General features: G+C 46.3%; 19 protein-coding genes. 5 read left to right on the top strand and 14 right to left on the bottom strand.

Annotated features, from left to right (window positions below; all coding sequences use genetic code 11):
- Positions 1–61: 61 nt before the first annotated feature.
- A complete protein-coding gene (locus Nant_RS17355) occupies positions 62–610 on the bottom strand; it encodes a zinc ribbon-containing protein (protein ID WP_054342895.1) in 549 nt (182 codons plus the stop codon).
- 154 nt (positions 611–764) lie between these two features.
- Here Nant_RS17355 and leuS point away from each other — a divergent pair, with 154 nt between their 5' ends.
- The 4 genes from leuS to Nant_RS17335 are packed head-to-tail and all read left to right on the top strand — an operon-like array spanning position 765 to position 5,351.
- Positions 765–3,359: a leucine--tRNA ligase gene (leuS, locus tag Nant_RS17350; protein WP_054342894.1), complete on the top strand. Its 2,595-nt coding sequence runs from the start codon at positions 765–767 to the stop codon at positions 3,357–3,359.
- Between the two features lie 60 nt (positions 3,360–3,419).
- Positions 3,420–3,920 (top strand): LPS-assembly lipoprotein LptE, encoded by a 501-nt coding sequence (locus Nant_RS17345; RefSeq protein ID WP_054342893.1) that lies wholly within the window; start codon positions 3,420–3,422, stop codon positions 3,918–3,920.
- A 19-nt stretch (positions 3,921–3,939) separates the two neighbouring features.
- Positions 3,940–4,968: a DNA polymerase III subunit delta gene (gene holA / locus Nant_RS17340; protein ID WP_054342892.1), complete on the top strand. Its 1,029-nt coding sequence runs from the start codon at positions 3,940–3,942 to the stop codon at positions 4,966–4,968.
- Positions 4,969–5,003: 35 nt separating this feature from the next.
- The gene (locus Nant_RS17335) at positions 5,004–5,351 is read left to right on the top strand and encodes a c-type cytochrome (RefSeq protein WP_054342891.1); all 348 of its coding nucleotides are present in this window, start codon (positions 5,004–5,006) and stop codon (positions 5,349–5,351) included.
- A gap of 20 nt (positions 5,352–5,371) precedes the next feature.
- On the opposite strand, the gene Nant_RS17330 is transcribed toward Nant_RS17335, so the two are convergent.
- From Nant_RS17330 to Nant_RS17270, 13 genes are all read right to left on the bottom strand, one after another.
- Entirely contained in the window at positions 5,372–5,812 is a 441-nt protein-coding gene (locus Nant_RS17330) for an OsmC family protein (RefSeq protein ID WP_054342890.1), read from the bottom strand.
- A gap of 245 nt (positions 5,813–6,057) precedes the next feature.
- Positions 6,058–6,711 carry a lipoyl(octanoyl) transferase LipB gene (gene lipB, locus Nant_RS17325; protein ID WP_054342889.1) on the bottom strand — a complete coding sequence of 218 codons (654 nt, stop codon included), beginning with the start codon at positions 6,709–6,711 and terminating at the stop codon, positions 6,058–6,060.
- On the bottom strand, positions 6,711–6,986 hold the full coding sequence (locus Nant_RS17320) for a YbeD family protein (protein ID WP_238377180.1): 276 nt from the start codon (positions 6,984–6,986) through the stop codon (positions 6,711–6,713). Before Nant_RS17320 ends, lipB begins: the two co-directional genes overlap by 1 nt.
- Entirely contained in the window at positions 6,986–7,840 is an 855-nt protein-coding gene (locus tag Nant_RS17315; protein ID WP_054343277.1) for a D-amino acid aminotransferase, read from the bottom strand. The genes Nant_RS17320 and Nant_RS17315 overlap by 1 nt, the downstream gene beginning before the upstream one ends.
- Positions 7,841–7,968: 128 nt before the next feature.
- Positions 7,969–9,084: a D-alanyl-D-alanine carboxypeptidase family protein gene (locus tag Nant_RS17310; RefSeq protein WP_054343276.1), complete on the bottom strand. Its 1,116-nt coding sequence runs from the start codon at positions 9,082–9,084 to the stop codon at positions 7,969–7,971.
- Between the two features lie 156 nt (positions 9,085–9,240).
- Positions 9,241–10,065 (bottom strand): septal ring lytic transglycosylase RlpA family protein, encoded by an 825-nt coding sequence (locus Nant_RS17305; protein WP_054342887.1) that lies wholly within the window; start codon positions 10,063–10,065, stop codon positions 9,241–9,243.
- Positions 10,062–11,090 (bottom strand): lytic murein transglycosylase B, encoded by a 1,029-nt coding sequence (mltB, locus tag Nant_RS17300; protein ID WP_054342886.1) that lies wholly within the window; start codon positions 11,088–11,090, stop codon positions 10,062–10,064. The genes Nant_RS17305 and mltB overlap by 4 nt, the downstream gene beginning before the upstream one ends.
- Before the next feature lie 8 nt (positions 11,091–11,098).
- On the bottom strand, positions 11,099–12,241 hold the full coding sequence (gene rodA / locus Nant_RS17295) for a rod shape-determining protein RodA (protein ID WP_054342885.1): 1,143 nt from the start codon (positions 12,239–12,241) through the stop codon (positions 11,099–11,101).
- Complete coding sequence (mrdA, locus tag Nant_RS17290; RefSeq protein WP_054342884.1) at positions 12,234–14,153, bottom strand: penicillin-binding protein 2; 1,920 nt, start codon at positions 14,151–14,153, stop codon at positions 12,234–12,236. Before mrdA ends, rodA begins: the two co-directional genes overlap by 8 nt.
- A gap of 2 nt (positions 14,154–14,155) precedes the next feature.
- Entirely contained in the window at positions 14,156–14,623 is a 468-nt protein-coding gene (rlmH, locus tag Nant_RS17285) for a 23S rRNA (pseudouridine(1915)-N(3))-methyltransferase RlmH (RefSeq protein ID WP_054342883.1), read from the bottom strand.
- A gap of 5 nt (positions 14,624–14,628) precedes the next feature.
- Entirely contained in the window at positions 14,629–15,015 is a 387-nt protein-coding gene (rsfS, locus tag Nant_RS17280; RefSeq protein WP_054342882.1) for a ribosome silencing factor, read from the bottom strand.
- A gap of 10 nt (positions 15,016–15,025) precedes the next feature.
- Positions 15,026–15,700, bottom strand: a complete 675-nt coding sequence (nadD, locus tag Nant_RS17275; protein ID WP_076495902.1) for a nicotinate-nucleotide adenylyltransferase — start codon at positions 15,698–15,700, stop codon at positions 15,026–15,028.
- Positions 15,681–16,937, bottom strand: coding sequence for a glutamate-5-semialdehyde dehydrogenase (locus tag Nant_RS17270; protein WP_054342881.1), 1,257 nt, complete (start codon positions 16,935–16,937; stop codon positions 15,681–15,683). The genes nadD and Nant_RS17270 overlap by 20 nt, the downstream gene beginning before the upstream one ends.
- A gap of 156 nt (positions 16,938–17,093) precedes the next feature.
- Between Nant_RS17270 and Nant_RS17265 the strand changes: the two genes are divergently transcribed.
- Positions 17,094–18,707, top strand: coding sequence for a hypothetical protein (locus tag Nant_RS17265; protein ID WP_054342880.1), 1,614 nt, complete (start codon positions 17,094–17,096; stop codon positions 18,705–18,707).
- Positions 18,708–18,714 lie beyond the last annotated feature (7 nt).

Below are 18,714 nucleotides of genomic sequence, written 5' to 3'. Positions count from 1 at the left end.
CGGCATTTTGGCCAGCCATCTCAGCAATTTATGTTGAGATAGCTGGATATACTAGCCTGACTTACACAAGCTTGTTCCACGGGTTTGAAATTCGCTTGAAATGTTCAAATCCACACTCGCGACACGGCTGGATGATACTGGTTTGCGTGAGTTGCATGCGCTGCTCACATCCCTGACATTCGAATGTACCTACGGCAGCAATCTCTCCCGCCATATAGGCGTCATCTTCATTAGCTAACTGCTCACGCAACCGCTCCTGCTCGATACGCGTTTGATCGGCCAACGCCATCAGATTTTTAACGAGGGTGCTTTCCAGAACATTCAAATCAAAATGCAACCAGGCCGCTATGCCTTCGCCAGTTTCGTGTGCGTAGTAGCCTAGCTGTTTGACATCGCGTTTCAGATACGCGGTGAGCAGGTCTATCTCATCTCGCGTCATCTCTTCGGCGGTAATCTCCAGTTCTACCGCTTCTTCTATCTTTTCTTGCAGATATTCCCAGGAGTGATGCTCAGCGTTTCCCAATGTTTCGGTTAAACGATCCAGAACACGATCATATAAACCGGTGGCATCTGGTTTTTTTTCTGGTGTGTTTTTAGATTCTTTGTCCATTTTCAACTCCTGTCCTACACAATTAGACGGCCTACCTGCTGTTGATAGCAGGGCTTATATTGTATGCTATGTAGCATACCCTGAACTTTCCAGCAGACTCTTAACCGGCATCAATATAAGCGGTTTTTTGTTAGAGATCCGACACGATACTACTATGAACGAACAATACGAACCGCAAAAGATTGAAACCCAGACTCAACAGTACTGGGAAGATAATGATAGCTTCATTTGCACGGAAGACAGCAGTAAAGAAAAATTTTACTGTCTTTCCATGTTTCCTTACCCCAGCGGCCGTCTGCACATGGGGCATGTTCGCAACTACACTATCGGTGATGTGATCTCTCGTTACCAGCGGATGCAGGGCAAAAATGTGCTGCAACCAATGGGTTGGGATGCATTTGGTCTTCCGGCTGAAAATGCGGCGATGAAGAACAATGTTCCGCCTGCCAAGTGGACCTATGAAAACGTTAGTTATATGCGTGATCAGTTGAAGCTGATGGGTTTTGGTTATGACTGGAACCGCGAACTGGCTACTTGTCATCCGGAATATTACCGTTGGGAACAATGGTTCTTTACCCGTTTGATGGCAAAAGGGCTGGTTTATAAGAAAGAAGCCGAAGTGAACTGGGATCCGGTCGACATGACCGTTCTGGCTAACGAGCAGGTGATTGATGGTCGCGGCTGGCGCTCTGGTGCATTGGTCGAGCGTAAGAAGATCCCACAGTGGTTCCTCAAAATTACTGATTATGCTGATCAACTCGTTGATGATCTGGATAAGCTGACCGACTGGCCAGAGCAGGTCATCACGCAGCAACGTAACTGGATTGGCCGCTCTCAAGGTGTTGAGCTTGCGTTCCACGTTGAAGACGGCTCTGATCTGGAAGTATTTACCACCCGCCCGGATACTCTGATGGGTGTGACGTATGTTGCTGTTGCGACACAACATCCATTGGCACTGAAAGCGGCCGAATCTAACCCGGCGCTGACTCAGTTTATTGATGAATGCAAAAACATCAAAATGGCTGAAGCCGATATGGCGACCATGGAAAAACGCGGCATGGCGCTGGGCATTACCGCCACCCATCCGTTAACCGGTGAACAGGTACCTGTCTGGACGGCTAACTTTGTCTTGATGGATTACGGCTCGGGCGCCGTAATGGCAGTTCCGGCGCATGACCAACGTGACTGGGATTTTGCTAAGAAATACGGTTTGCAGATCAAGCAAGTGATTGCTTCTACGAATAAAGATGTTCATGTCGATATCGAAAAAGAAGCCTTCACTGATAAAGGCGTATTGATCAATTCGGGTGATTTTGATGATCTGGAATTTGATGTTGCGTTTAAAGCAATCTCAAGCCAACTTGAACGCCAGCGTAAAGGCAAGGTAACCATTAACTACCGCCTGCGCGATTGGGGTGTTTCACGTCAGCGTTATTGGGGAACACCCATTCCCGTTATCAACTGCGTCAGCTGTGGTCCCGTACCTGTACCGGAAGATCAGCTACCCGTTGTGCTGCCTGAAAACGTAGAGTTCGATGGCACTGGTTCTCCTATCAAAAAGATGGACAGCTTCATTAATACCTCCTGCCCTTCTTGCGGCGGTCCTGCAGAACGCGAAACAGACACCTTCGACACCTTCATGGAATCGAGTTGGTATTATGCCCGTTACGCGAGTCGCTCTAGCGATAATGCCATGCTGGATCCCGAAAAAGCTAACTACTGGCTACCGGTAGATCAGTATGTCGGTGGTATTGAGCACGCGATTCTGCATCTTCTGTATTCCCGTTTCTTCCACAAGCTGATGCGTGACGAAGGTTTGGTTAATTCCGATGAGCCATTCACTCGCCTGCTGTGTCAGGGAATGGTATTGGCCAACACCTACTACCGCGAAGAAGAGAATGGCGGCAAAGTCTGGATCGCGCCGACCGATGTTGTCACGGAAACAGACGACAAAGGCCGCATTATCAGCGCCACGCACAAAGATGACGGATTGCCGGTATTACAGGCAGGCGTTACTAAAATGTCTAAGTCAAAAAACAACGGCATCGACCCGCAAGTCATGATTGATAAGTACGGTGCGGATACGGTGCGTTTGTTTATGATGTTTGCAGCACCTCCAGAGCAATCTCTGGAATGGTCTGATTCTGGTGTGGAAGGTGCTCACCGCTTCCTGCGTCGTTTATGGAAGCATGTTCATGACCATCTTCAAGCCGGGCAGAGTGTTGTTGCTCTGGACACGAGCGCACTAACCAAGCCACAGAAAGACCTGCGTCTTAAAGTCCACGAAACCATTAAAAAGGTTTCTGATGATATTGAACGCCGCCAGACTTTCAATACGGCGATTGCGGCTGTCATGGAACTGCTGAACAGTATCAGCAAATTTGTTGATGCCAGCGATCAGGGCCGTGCAGTTATGCGCGAAGCATTACAAGCAGCCATTCAACTATTAGCACCTATTGTTCCGCACGTAACACATCAATTGTGGAGCGAGCTTGGGCATACAACAGACCTGCTCAATTATCCGTGGCCTATCTGCGATGAATCAGCATTGGTGCGCTCATCTATTGAGATGGTTGTTCAGGTGAACGGTAAAGTACGGGCTAAAATTGAAGTCGCGGCTGATGCGGAACAAGACACTATTTTGCATACCGCTCTGTCGATCGAGAATGTGCAGAAATTTTTAGTGGGCAAAGCTATCCGTAAAAAGATTGTCGTTCCCGGAAAACTGGTCAACATTGTTGTAGGTTAAATAAGCTGGTTAAAATCGGCTGGCTAAATAATTGTGGGCTAAAAGGAGTTAATTAAGAAAATGACCCTCTACCGTTTTTTAAATAGATTTGTGTGTTTCACTCTGGCCGCTGTTTTGGTGTCTGGCTGCGGTTTTAAATTACGCGGCGCTATGGATATTCCGGAATCGGCCAGACTCGTAACGCTGGTTTTAAAAAGCGGTACGTCTTTACCGTTTGAGCAAGCCCTTAAAAGAACGCTTAGACAACAAGATATCACTTTACAGGCAGCGGCACCTTATCAATTAGCGATCACTCAGGTTCTGGAAAATCGTCGTTCCATTACGCTGGATAGCGACGCCAATGTTGATGAATACGAGTTACTGCTGCTGGTTAAGTTTGAAGTGCTTAATGGCAAAGGTGAATCGATCTCCGGCCCGTTAGTTGCTCGCACTGAACGCATTTATGACTACAATGCCAATGCGGCTACCGCCAGCTACTCTTTAGAAAAAGAGATTCGTGAAGAGATGTGGGGATCAATCGCAGAACGTATTGTACGCCAATACGTAGCCCAAACACGTTAGTGGTAAGGGTTAGCGAGTAATGAAACTCACACCTGAACAGCTCACAGGACATCTGCAGCAGCCTCATGCCCCGGTCTATCTGGTCTCGGGGGATGAGCCACTACTGAGTGCTGAATGTTGTGATCAACTACGTAGCGCTTTTCGCCAAAAAGGTTTTAGCGAGCGTGAAGTACTGCATGTTGAAGGTCAGTTCAAGTGGGAATACCTGCTTGAATGCGCTAATGCATTGTCTCTGTTTGCTGAGCAAAAGTTAATCGAGATACGCTTAGGCAGCCACAAAATCAACAAAGCGGCGAGCGATATAATTCAGGAATATATAGCGCACGCACCGCCTGAAAATATTCTATTGATCATTGCTGATAAGCTTGATGCGGCCGCCAAGAAATCCGCATGGCATAAATCGATTGAACAAAAAGGCGTGTTTATTGAAATTTGGCCGGTTGATATTAATCAACTGGCGGGCTGGATCCGGCACAGGGCCGCCAGCAAGAATATGCAATTGGATGATGCGGCGACTCAACTTTTGTGTGATCGTGTTGAAGGCAACCTACTCGCAGCCAAACAAGAGCTGGACAAGCTCCATCTGCTCTACCCCTCAGGAGTTTTGACAGCTGAACAGATAATCGAGGCTGTCTCTGATAACTCACGCTATGATGTCTATGCTTTAATGGATGCTATTGCATTAGGACAGAGCGAACGCTGTATCAAAATCCTGAATGTTTTACGACAGGAAGGCACGGAACCACCGATTGTACTATGGGCGCTAACGCGAGAGATACGCACCTTGTACGCTATACGCCAAGGCTTAGATCGCGGTTTACTTTATGAAACTATCTGTCAGAAAGAACGTATCTGGGGCAAACGTAAGCAAACCCTGCGACGTTGCGCTGACCGCCTGAGTATCAATACACTCGAAGAACTGCTTAACATTAGCCAGCAGCTAGATAAAGTTATCAAGGGAATGGGTACGGGCTCACCTTGGTTGATGTTATCCGATATTGCTATTACGCTTTCAGGTAAACGTCTGCAACTCACAGCGTTCTCTTGAAATTCCTGCCGTAAAAAATCTGGATGTAGCATGCGATGATGTATGGCAAGCAGCTCTGTTTACTCTTATTTATCAGCACTATAATCGCCACTGGATGTTCTGAGAAAAACCCTCTGAAGTTAGAAGAGGGTAATGAGCTTTATAGCTACTATTGCATGCAGTGTCACATTAAAAACGGCGTAGGCGCGATGTATGAATACCTCCCGCCTGACCGCCAAAAGCTGGCCAGCCACGAAATCGTACTGATGATCAAGTATGGTTACGACATGGGTCATAACATGCCTATGTTCGATCAATTATCTGCCGAACAAGCAGATGCAATTGCCGAATATGTCGTGGCTATTCAGAGAAGCACTTCTATACAAAAAAGCAGCTCAAACTAGCATCAATAAATACAGCGTACTTACTCTGCGAGAGTATGTACCACCACCGTCGCTAATTTAATATTATCGTGTAACGGGCAACGCTCACACACTTCATCCAAAAATTCCTGTTTTTCAGCAGCCGATAAATCGGCATCAATCTCTGCCGTTATTCTGAAAATCTGAAAACCTGATCGGTTTTCAGAAGGCTTACCTAACAACCCTGCCGGATCATAATCACCTTCGACTGATACAGAAAACTCTCGCAGTTCGATCTTCTTCTGCTTTGCTGCAACACGACCAATCGTAGCCACACAACCCGCTAAAGAGAAAAGAAAATATTCCAGCGGTGTTGGACCCTCATCACTACCACCACCCGCAACCGGCTGATCTATAATAACTTTATGACCACGAATATCGGATTCAACCCGAAACGACGCATCCATTTTCGCTTCAACGCGCACGGTTTTAGTAACAGACATAACACCTCTCTATAAGAACTATCTAGGAACCACATAACATAAGAAATATCTAATATAACGATATTAGCAAATCCATACTAAAGAAGTAATAGGCAGTGATTAAAAATAAAAGAGATAGGAAACTTAAAGCGAGAGATCATGCTGTAAGTCAAGAAGAGAGGCTGTCAACCAGAAGGAATGGAAGATCGGTGCCGCCAGATAAGACACCTCACTTGCAGGCTTTATTGGAACTGTTCGCTATATTATTATGAGTCAAGGGACGTCAGATGAGATATCAAATTATAACCTATTTCTGTAGTCAGGTAATTTAGCAGCCATTCGCTCGCCTGTTGCGGATCGGCATCCGGCACCAGCGAACAGAGTTGCGTCATTGCCATACCGGCATATCCGCAAGGGTTTATTCTAAGAAACGGTTCAAGATCCATATCTAAATTCAGCGCTAAGCCATGAAAGGTACAGCCTTTTCTGACTCTTAAGCCTAATGAAGCAATTTTAGCATTATCGACATATACACCTGGCGCATCTGGCTTTGCATATGCCTCAACGCCATAATGTTGCAGCGTTGCAATTATACCAGTTTCCATTAACGTAACGACGTCACGAACGCCGAGCTTATTTCTGCGAATATCCAGCAATAGATAAATAACCAGCTGGCCAGGGCCATGATAGGTAACCTGCCCGCCGCGATCCACCTGCACCACGGGAATGTCACCGGTTACTAACAGATGCTCAGCTTTACCCGCCTGTCCTTGTGTAAAAACTGGCTCATGCTGCAACACCCATATTTCATCAGCCGTTTCTGGACCTCGCTGATCCGTGAAGGCCTGCATTTTTTGCCAGACCGGCTCGTATGGCTGAATTCCCAAGGTGCGGATAATGAGTTTATGATGCAAACCCATTACAGAACTATATGCACCCGGTCGGAGGCAATCAGCTGTTCGTGCAAACTTTTTAGCTGATCCTCGCCGGTGGCAGTAATAAGCATTCTGACTGATCGATAAGTACCTTTTTTACTGTCCCGAATGGTAATCCGGCTCACATCCAGATCAGGTACATGCAATAACATCACTTCGACCACAAAGTCCTGAAAATCTTCAGTATTTTTGCCGACAACCTTGACCGGATAATCCGGGCAGGGAAATTCTATTTTTGGTGGCTTCACTTCACTCATCATTACTCCCCCGTCATCAACTGATGTTGATAGCGCGTAAAAATTTCAAACATACGCTGCCAGAGCGGACCTTTTTGTCCATCACCTACAACATAATCGTCCACCTGAAGAACAGGCACAATGGCTCTTGTTGAACTGGAAATCCAGACCTCATCAGCATGAATCAGACGCTGATAATCAATTTCTGCTTCCTGGCGAGGTATTCCATGTTGATCTGCCAACTCAAGAATCAACGCCCGAGTTGTACCACTTAAAATTTCCGTGCCTATAGGAGGTGTATAAATCACACCCTGCTCTACTATAAAAAAGTTGCAACTGGCACCTTCGGTTAACGCGCCATCACGTTGCAGAATAGCTTCCTGAGCACCTGATTCTTTCGCTTGCTGAAGTACCAGTATGTTAGGCAATAGGCAGGTCGACTTAATATCACACCGATGCCAACGTAAGTCAGCCGTGACGATAACTTTGATCCCTACGACCTTATCAATTCCCTCTTGATAAATATCGCGGATTGACTGACAACAGGCAAACACCGTCGGCACAATATCTGGCTCAATAACATGAACACGTTTACCGGCGCTACCACGGGTAACCTGCAGATAAACGGAGACGTTACCACCACCATTTAACTCAACTAGACGGGTCAATATTGGCGTCCAGTCTTGATTCATTTCTATGCGTAATGCTCGCAGACTATGTTCCAGACGTTGCAAATGCTCAGCCAGCCTGAAACCTATTCCCTGATAAAAAGGAATCACTTCGTAGACGCTGTCACCGAACAGAAAGCCCCGATCAAACACTGAAACTTTTGCCTGGTCAGCAGGCAGATACTGCCCGTTTAAGTACACTGTATCCATGATCACCAAAACGCAGAAACCCGCATTGGATAATGCAGGTTCCTGAAAACACTCAATTTAAAAAGCGTAATTTATAAAACGCAATTAATAAGAGCTCAGTTTATAAAAGCTGAACCGAGAAGGCTTTATCAGCTAATCAAGCCTATGAAGAATAGCATTATGGTATGCCATATTTTCTTGAGCAGCCCTCCTTCAGCAACATCTTGCATCGCCACTAAAGGCACACTCGCGACCTCTTCTCCGTTCAATGTAACACGCACTTTACCGTATTCTTGCCCCTTCACAACGGGTGCTTTTATTACTTTATCAATATCCAGAGTTGCTTCTAACTGGTCGGCCTGGCCGCGAGGAATAGTGACAGCCAGTGCTTCATTTAACCCCAGACTAACTTCATCCTGAAGCCCACCCCATACTTTGGCCGTGTTCAGGATTTCATCAGAACCATAAAGTTTATGGGTGCGAAAGTAACGAAAAGCATACGCCAGTATTTTCTGACTTTCCTGCGCTCGTGCTTCTTCACTGTTAGTCCCCATCACCACCGAAATCAGGCGCATGCCATCACGCTTAGCGGAAGCAACCAAACAATAACCCGCTTCCTCAGTATGGCCGGTTTTCATACCGTCTACCGTATGATCGCGCCACAGCAACTTGTTACGATTAGGTTGGCGAATATTATTATAGGTGAAATATTTTTCAGAGTAGATTCCATAATGTTCAGGAAACCTCTGAATAATCGTTTTTGCCAGGATCGCTAAATCCTCTGCTGTCGAGAAATGTCCCTCTGACGGCAAACCTGTCGCATTATTGAAATGTGAATTATTCATCCCCAGCAATTTAGCATGCTGATTCATTAAATCAGCAAAAGCTGATTCACTACCTGCAATATGCTCGGCAACAGCAACAGAAGCATCGTTTCCTGACTGAATAATAATGCCTTTTAAAAGATCGTCCAGCTTAACCTGTGTACCTTCTTTGATGAACATTCTTGAACCTGGCGTGCGCCAAGCCTTCTCGCTCACCAACACCAGATCATCTTTACCGATATTACCCTTACCCAGTTCATATTCAACAATATAACTGGTCATCATTTTTGTCAGGCTTGCCGGCGCAAAACGCTCATCCGCTTTATCGGACAGCACCACTTTACCGGTATCTGAATCCATGACCAAGTAAGCCGTTGCGGAAACTTGCGGAGCCGAAGGTATCAGTGTTGTTGCGGCCTGCAGAGAGTTCGCTGCAAGCATAAGGAATAGAAAAGTCAAAAAGGCTGTTTTCAGTCTTTGCACAGTAAATTCCTGAATAGGTCTGTTAAAGATATTTGTAAGTAGACGTTGATCAAAAGATTTAGTTCTACTCACCTGCGTATTATAGGGGTGATTTATCTGTTTTATTTAATTACTTTATGGAAAATCTACCAGATGCGCTCCCATAAACCCTCTTTGGGTTAATTGTTCAATCACATTATCTACTTCAAAACGGTCAGATACAGGCCCTAATAAAACCCTGTAAAACTTACCACTCTCACGCTCTACATTATTCACATATGCAGACATGATAAAATCGTCGCCTAGTTGATTCGCCACTCTATTCGCCGATACTTCTGCTGAGTAAGCACCTACCTGCAAATAACTGCCGGCCGTCAATGCACTATTCTGTTGCCCTACGGCTATCACTGTTTGTGATGCGTTCCAGGTAATGGGGTTAATTGCTTCAACTTCAACCCTTGCCGTTCCATGTTGCAACATACCCAGTTTTGAAGCCGCGGCATAAGATAAATCAATAATCCGGCCTGAATGAAAGGGACCTCGATCATTAACCCTGACGATTACCTGCCTACCGTTGGCCAGATTGGTTACTTTAACATAGGTGGGGAGAGGCAAAGACTTGTGCGCCGCACTCATTTCATACATATCGTACGTTTCACCGTTCGATGTCAGATGGCCATGAAATTTATTCCCGTACCATGACGCCCCACCACGCTCCCGATACCCATCAGACGCATCCAGCACAGCATACTGTTTACCAAAAACCTCATAGAGGCTTTTATTACCACCACGGCTTCTGGGTTCAACTTTCGGGACGGCATCCGGAATCTTCGACACATCAACCGGGGAAGAAGGACCATGATCATTTTTAATACTGTAACGACTACTTCCATTTTTATTGCTTGCGCAACCGCTAAGAAGTAGAGCGATAACAGAAAGTGACAAGATTATAAATTTCATTCTGCGTTAACCTTTTTTATCGGGCTATTTGCAGCATTTTTTTCAGCCGCGATAGCCTGACTTAGTTCATGCACTGCCATCGCATAAAGACGACTGCGATTATAACGGGTAATGACATAATAATTATTCAATCCAAGCCAGTATGATGCTTTATCCTGGTCTTTCATTCGCAATAAAACAGCAGCTACATTCCCTCTATTATGCAAATTAACATTAACTCCTAAAGCCTGCCACTCAGATAACGGGCGTACTGGCTCTTCTCCTGTGTTAATTTGCTCTTCAGGCAACGTACCTTCAAGTGTTACCGAAACAACTACTTCACCATTGTGCTGCCAGCCATGTACTAAAAAATAATTCGCAACACTACCAATAGCATCCACCGGGCTGTTCCATAGATCTTTGTCGCCATCACCATCAAAATCTACAGCATAAGCAAGGAAGCTAGAGGGTATAAATTGACCATACCCCATCGCACCGGCGTACGAACTTTTCAAATCCGCTACATTGAGCTTTTCATTACGCGCCAGCACCAGCAAATCTTTTAGTTGCTCTTGAAAAAAATCAGCACGCCTGGGATAGTCAAAACCCAGCGTTGCCAGTGCATCCAGCGCACGGTAGCTTCCCGTGTTACGTCCATAATGGGTTTCTATGCCAATAATCGCAACAATCACTTCTGCCGGTACGCCATAAACCTGCGCTGCTCGCGCTAACGTTTCTGCATGCTCTTGCCAGAAATCAACGCCTCTGTGAATCCGCTTAGACTGTAAAAAAATCTGGCGATAACCACCCCAGTCCAGACGTTTCTCTGCGGGTCTGTTCATCGCGGCCAGTATAGAGTCCTGCTTTTTAGCATCTTCCAGAACTGATCTGAGATAAGTTGTCGAGAAATCTTCGGACGCCATTCTGAGCAACCATTTTTCCGCTTCAGGGTGCTCACTATAGCCTTTGGAATCTGCCGCATGAACACCATTACTGATTAACAATACACACAAAAATCCAATACATTTTGTAAAATTATTTCTCATTTCCAGCCCTATCTCAACGTCATCTGTTTGTGACTATAAACCGACATCAGAATACCAAAACCCGCCATCAGGGTAACGACCGATGTTCCTCCGTAACTCACAAACGGCAATGGCACGCCCACCACAGGTAACAAGCCACTTACCATGCCTATATTTACAAAAACATACACAAAAAACGTGAGCACAATACTAGCTGCAACCAATTTACCGAAGCAATCTGATACGCGCGTGGCCATCCATAAGCCGCGGCCGATAATAAGAATATACATCACTAATAGGATACTGATTCCTATAAGACCCAATTCTTCAGCAATCACTGCGATAATAAAATCGGTATGTGACTCTGGTAGAAAGTCTAATTGCGACTGAGTTCCACTTAACCAGCCTTTACCCCAGATACCACCTGAACCTATCGCTGTTTTCGATTGAATAATATTCCATCCAGCACCTAAAGGATCACTTTCAGGATCAAGAAAAGTCAGCACTCGTTGCCGCTGATAGTCCTTCATTACCATCCATAAACCAGGTAATGCGGCGCCAGCAACAGCAAGAGCACCCATAATATAGTGCCAGCGAATACCTGAAAACAGCAGAACAAAGACACCCGAAGCAGCAATCAGCAGAGAGGTCCCCAGATCCGGCTGTTTCATAATCAATACGGTTGGCACGCCAATAAGCAGCAAACTAATAAAGCAGTGCTTAAAACTAGGCGGCAGAGATCGCCCTGCAAGATAGCAGGCCACCATAAGCGGCAAAATAAGCTTCATGACTTCAGCCGGCTGAAAGCGAAATCCGGGTAAGGCAATCCAACGTTGAGCCCCTTTTGCCCCAACACCAAAAAGTATGACGGCAACCAATAAAACCACACCAGCGGCATACACCCACGGTGCCCATCGAGCCAATAAACGCGGTGTAAACTGAGCAAGTATGATCAGCACGACAAAACCTGCGCCAATACGAACAGCCTGCCTCAACACGTAATCTACATCCTGTCCGGACGCGCTATAAAGCACAAATAAACCGAAAGCAGAAAGTAAAAACAAAAAAAACAACATCCAGGCATCCAGATGTGTATAGCTCCACCATCCCTTTTTGCGCCGCAGATGATGCCCTGCCTCTGGCAATGAACGTTCAAAATCACGATTATTCATGAGCATCTGTTCCACTAGCAACTACTTTGTCCGCGGTGGGGTCTATTCCTAACAAATAGGCATCCATCACCTGTCGCGCTAACGGCGCAGCAACACTGGAACCGCCACCACCGTTCTCGACAATGACGGCCAAAGCAATGCGTGGTTTATCTGCTGGTGCGAACGCTAAAAACAGCGCATGGTCATGGAAACGCTTGTCCAGCTTATCAGCATCATAACGCTCATCCTGCTTTATGCCGATGACCTGTGCAGTACCGCTTTTCCCGGCAATTTTATAGGCCGCATCTTTTCCAATTCTACGCGCAGTACCGCGCTCCCCATGCACGACTGCAACCATGCTTTCAATAATGGTTTCCCAGTACTTAGGGTGTTTAAGTTTTACATCTTCAGGGTAAGGACGCGCATTCGGAATATCAGGCATAGCAAGACGCAAAAAACCATCTTCATCAACGTCACGCACACCTTTCAGAAGTTTGGGTTGTACCCATTTACCACGGTTAGCCAGTACTGTTGCCGCTGTTGCCAACTGTAGCGGCGTTGTCAGGAAAAAGCCCTGTCCGATACTCAAATTCAATGAATCACCCGGATACCAGGGCAAGTTACGTGTTTTACGCTTCCATTCCCGAGAGGGAAGAATACCGGCAAGCGCCTCAGGCAAATCAAGACTGGTTACCTGACCAAAACCAAAGCGCCCTAAATAATCCGACATAGGATCGACACCCATCCGATAGCCAACATCATAAAACCAGACATCACAAGATTGCTCTAAAGCAAGGTGCATATTAACTTTACCGTGCCCGCCTCGCTTCCAGTCATGGTACCTTCGCCCGCCACGAGTCAGCGTATAAAAGCCCGGATCCCAGACAGTATGGGTAGGCAATACTGTCTCAGAATCGATGGCCGCTAATGCATTCACGGGTTTAATCGTTGAGCCCGGCGGGTAACGACCACGTACGGCACGGTTAAACAGCGGCAGGTCTGGGGAATCACGTAATGCCGAATAATTAGCGGTAGATATACCGGTCACAAAAAGATTAGGGTCATAACCGGGCGTCGAGACCAACGCCAGAATCCCCCCCGTCGCCGGATCAATGGCCACTATAGAGGCTTTTTCTCCCTGTAGTAGCTTTTCAGTAATTTGCTGTAATCTAAGATCAATATATAACTGTAGATTCTGGCCAGGCACCGGGTCAGTCCGCTCAAGCACACGCATCACGCGGCCCCGAGCATTCGTTTCAACTTTTTGCATCCCCACTGAACCATGCAACATCGGTTCGTAGAATTTTTCAATGCCTAGCTTTCCAATGTAATTCGTACCTGCATATTCTTTAGGATCGGCCTGTTGGAGTTCTTTTATATTAATCCGCCCGACATACCCCATCGCATGGACCAAACTTTCTCCATAGGGGTAGTGGCGTATTAAATCGGCTTCTACCTGCACACCCGGCAAACGATGATAATTGACAGCAAGTTTAGCAATTTCTTCTTCTGTTAATCGAAACCTTACCGGCACGGTTTCATAAGGTCTGCGACGTAGCTTCAAGCGTTTTTTAAACTGCTCAATGTCTTTACCACTGATTTCAATGATTTTTTGCAGTTCACTCAAGGTAGAGTCCAACTGTTTACCGACTTCTTCTTTGAGAATCGTGACGCTATAGCTGGGCCGGTTCTCCGCCAGTAATACGCCATGTGTGTCATAAATCAGACCACGAGTGGGTGCAACAGGTTGTAACTGGATACGGTTGTTATCAGACATAGCAGCATAGCGGTCATATTGTACAACCTGCAGATAATAGAGCCGACCTAACAGGACGCCTATCAATAGCAGCACAATACAGAAGGCAAGAACAACCCGGAAAACAAACGTCCGATTTTCTTGAGAATGGTCTTTTAATTGTTCAAATCGAGACATAACTACTTGTGATACGGGTGACCCTGAATGATTGTCCAGGCCCGATAAACTTGCTCTGCAAGAATAACGCGCACTAGAGGATGGGGAAGCGTGAGTCCGGATAAGGACCATTTCTGATCCGCTAAAGCAACACACCTGGCATCAAGACCATCTGGCCCGCCGACTAACAAAGAGATATTGCGGCCATCCATCTGCCACTCACTCACCTGATCAGCCAATTGTTCTGTTGACCATGAACGACCTTTAACTTCCAGCGCGATGACACGGTCTCCTTTGGGAATAGCCGCCAACATTGCATCACCTTCCTGACGGATGGCGCGTGCCATGTCGGCACCTTTACCCCGGTGACCCAGAGCCAGTTCGACCAACTCCAGTGTCATTTCATGAGGCAAACGTTTGCTGTATTCATGGAAACCAGTTGTTACCCAGTCAGGCATTTTACCGCCCACAGCCAGCAAACGTATTTTCATCAGAGCTACCCGCTTACCTTAGTGTCAGATCCGGTTTCAAGTGCGGCTTCAGACGTTGCGTCTTCGCGTGAATCAAAGCGCCATAAATGCTCAAGATCATAATAGCTTCGGGCATCAGGCATTAAGACATGCACAACAACCTCACCAAGATCTACCAACACCCATTCACCGTCTGTCTGACCTTCAGTACCCAGTGGCTGAATACCTACCTCTTTCACTTTATCAGACACCGCATGCGCCAGTGATACCACATGTCGCTTAGACGTTCCTGAAGCAACCACCATATAACTCGTAATACTTGATTTACCTCGTACATCGATCACCTCGATGTCACGTGCTTTCACATCTTCAAGCGCACCACGTACAATTTCAATAAGTTGTTCAGTTTGCATCGACAATTAATTACCCTTCATTTGAACCATAGAGTTTATTTTGCTGTATATAATCCCAGACCGAATCCGGCAATAGATACCTTGGCGACAGTCCGTTGGACAGCAATTCACGAATGTGCGTTGCTGAAATACTCAACGGTGTCAGCTCATGAAGCAGAATCCCACCTGCAGCTTGTGTCAGCACATCACTTTTCTCGCTTACCTGATGCTCTGTCAACAACTGCTGTAGTTTCTGGTTCGGTTTAAAGTGGTAACCCGGTCTTGCCGCAACAATAATGTGGCACTTCGAAAGATATTCATCAAATCGATACCACTGATCCAGCGTCAAAAAAGAATCCATGCCTATAACCATACAGACCGGAATTTCTGAACCGAGTTCCTTACGCAACGCTTCCAATGTGTAAATCGTGAAAGACGGTCGGTCAGACAGAATTTCACGAGGATCGCACCGGAGCGTATTTTCACCACTAATCGCCCGCTCAATCATAGCCAGACGCGCAGCAGAAGTAGAACCGGGTGTTTCCCGATGCACAGGCACATTAGCCGGCATCAGATAAACAGATTCAACGTCCAGCCACTGCTGTATTTCCAGCGCTGTTCTCAAGTGCCCATAATGGATAGGATCAAACGTCCCACCCATAAACACATGTGCTTTGTTAATGAGCTTATTTACGGGTATGACCATCACCTAACACCACGTATTTCTGCGATGTCAGCCCTTCCAGACCTACCGGCCCACGCGCATGAATTTTGTCCGTGGATATACCAATTTCAGCACCCAGGCCATACTCAAATCCGTCAGCAAAACGAGTCGATGCATTCACGATCACAGAGCTCGAGTCCACCTCACGCAGAAAACGGCGCGACAGTGTATAGTTTTCTGTGACAATTGCATCGGTATGATGAGAACCATAGCGATTAATATGCGACATTGCGGCATCAATATCGTCAACAATTTTGATCGACAACACCGGAGCAAGGTATTCAGTTGACCAATCATCCTCCGTCGCATTAATCATTGCAGGCACCAAGGCACATGTCCTTGCACAACCGCGCAGCTCAACGCCTGCCGCCTGATACCGTTCAACCAGATCACCCAGAATATCTGCGGCAATCGCGATATGGATCAACAAGGTTTCCATCGTATTACAGGTGCCGTAACGATGTGTTTTAGCATTCAGTGCAATATTAACCGCTTTAGCTCTGTCTGCCTGTTCATCGATATAAACATGACAGATACCATCCAGATGCTTAATCACAGGTACTTTAGCGTCACGACTGATACGCTCGATCAACCCTTTACCGCCGCGAGGCACAATCACATCAATAAATTCAGGCATAGTAATCAACTGCCCTACCGCTTCGCGGTCAGTTGTTTCTACAACCTGAACCGCTTCAGCAGGAAGCCCCGCTGCTTTTAATCCTACCCGGATACAGGCAGCAATAGCCTGATTAGAATGAATCGCTTCAGATCCGCCGCGTAAAATAGTGGCATTACCCGACTTAAGACACAGACTGGCCGCTTCAACCGTCACATTGGGTCTGGATTCATAAATAATACCGATTACACCCAAGGGCACACGCATTTTACCTACTTGAATACCAGAAGGGCGATAATTCATATCCGTGATGCCGCCTACCGGATCAGGAAGTGCCACCACCTGCCTGAGCCCTTCGATCATGCCATCAATCGTACTATCATTAAGCTCAAGACGATCCAGCATGGCGGCATCGAGGCCATTTTCACGACCATGTGCCAAATCTTTTTTATTGGCTTCAACCAGCGTGGCACGGCTACTATCCAGTGCGGCAACCATCGCTAACAATGCTTTATTTTTGACGCCAGTATCTGCACGCGCAACCAACCGAGAGGCATCTCTGGCTTTTTGCCCTAATGTGTTCATATATAATTCAACGTTCATCACTTACCCTTGCGCATTCACGTGACCCATAATTATACAATGCTATCAATCCCGGGTCATGAACTGCTTTATATGAGTGACCAGAAAGACTACTAACTGGTATCATCAGCCAACATTTAAATGGAAAATAACCTTTAACGGATAAATAACTGCAAAATGCAATTCCTTATAAAGAAACCGCACTTCCGTCTGATATTCGCCACCGCGTTAGTCATGATATCAGGCTTGGTTATTAGCGCGTCTTATCTTTATTTTGCGGCGGACAGTATTGCCAAAACGGAAGCCATCAAAACGGCAAGACACACGGCCCGCCAAGCGGCCCTAACTATCCAGCCTTATATTCTGGCAGAAGATATTATCAGTCTGAATTTCTTCCTCAACAGCCTGACTGAAGCTCAGCAAGTGAACGGCGCCGCCGTCTTCAATAAACGTTCACAACTGATCGCCCGGGCAGGCATAGAGAGCGGTACAGAACAACAAGTCATTCTCGGAAACCAGCAAACACCCACAGGGACATTAACACTCTATATCGGCCATCAATCACAGCTGCAAATGCTAACCGGTTTACTATGGCAAGTGGCTATCCTGTCGACTATCACCTTACTGGCGACACTCATCACCTTATGGCTGGCATTAAAACAACTGGCCGCGAGATCATCTCAACCGGAAGAAGATAGCCGCAACACAGACGACCTTTCATTCGAGCAGACTTTTGTTGAACAGAGTGCTGCTGATCAAAGCACTGTTAATCAAAGCTCAGACACAGGAAGCACGCAATCAAAAAGCTTCGAACAAACACTTCAACAAATGACTGCCCAGCCACCTTTACTTAACACTACAGACAATAATACCTTTATTAAATCAGCACCTTTTAGCACACCGCCCAATTTGCCTGTTATGCAAACGACCTTAACAGATGAAATTCTGGATAACAGCGAACTGGTCGAACTACTAAGACCCGACGCTACATTGCGCATGCCTCACTTTATTCCAACACCGATGCAACAAGAAGACGATGATGTGCCACGTAAAAATCCTGAAGCTGATTTTGAGCTTGAAGAGCTTAAAGAACATAAGCAAAAGGAATCACAACCGTCACCCGGGAAGCCTAACCCTCTGCGCAAATATGAACACACAGAAGAGCAGCTTGATCTCTATAGCTTAGGTCACCAGCTAGAACTTACGTTACAACCACAGGAAGCCGCTTACTTATTCTACATTGATGCTACTACCGGCCACGCAGATTATGTAGAACCTGAAGAACATAACCACCTGCTACAAACCTATGAACAACTAATTCAGAAAGTGGCCAGCATTTATGGTGGCACCGTTACGATTGACGCAAGTGGTGATCTGCAGCTTTTCTTTGACGATCAGGATGCCGATGATGGTCATGGCGTTCATGCACTGTGTGCAGCAAAATTATTCACGCTGCTTTACCGGGCATTTAATCAGGCACGCATCAAAGCATTTAAGCCTGTGCTTAATTTACACATGGCCATTGTGCGCGGTAATCGAAATAAATTTAGTCTGATTAAAGAAGAAGCGTTATTTCTGACACGGACCACGCAGACCAATGAGTTGATTAGTCATACCGCACTGACCGAAGCCAGCCAACTCAAATCAACACTGCTATCCAGTGCTGATCTGCGCCGGGAAGATGAAGACAAGATATTAATACTCTCGCTAACACCGTCTTATCAGGCCCTGCTTACCAAACAGGCAACCCACCTGCTTAGTAAGCCTGCTAAAGATACCTCCACACCATAAAACAGCT

The sequence above is a fragment of the Neptunomonas antarctica genome (genome assembly GCF_001305295.1).
Taxonomy (GTDB): Bacteria; Pseudomonadota; Gammaproteobacteria; order Pseudomonadales; family Balneatricaceae; genus Neptunomonas; species Neptunomonas antarctica.
This window is presented reverse-complemented; position numbering and strand designations above follow the sequence as displayed.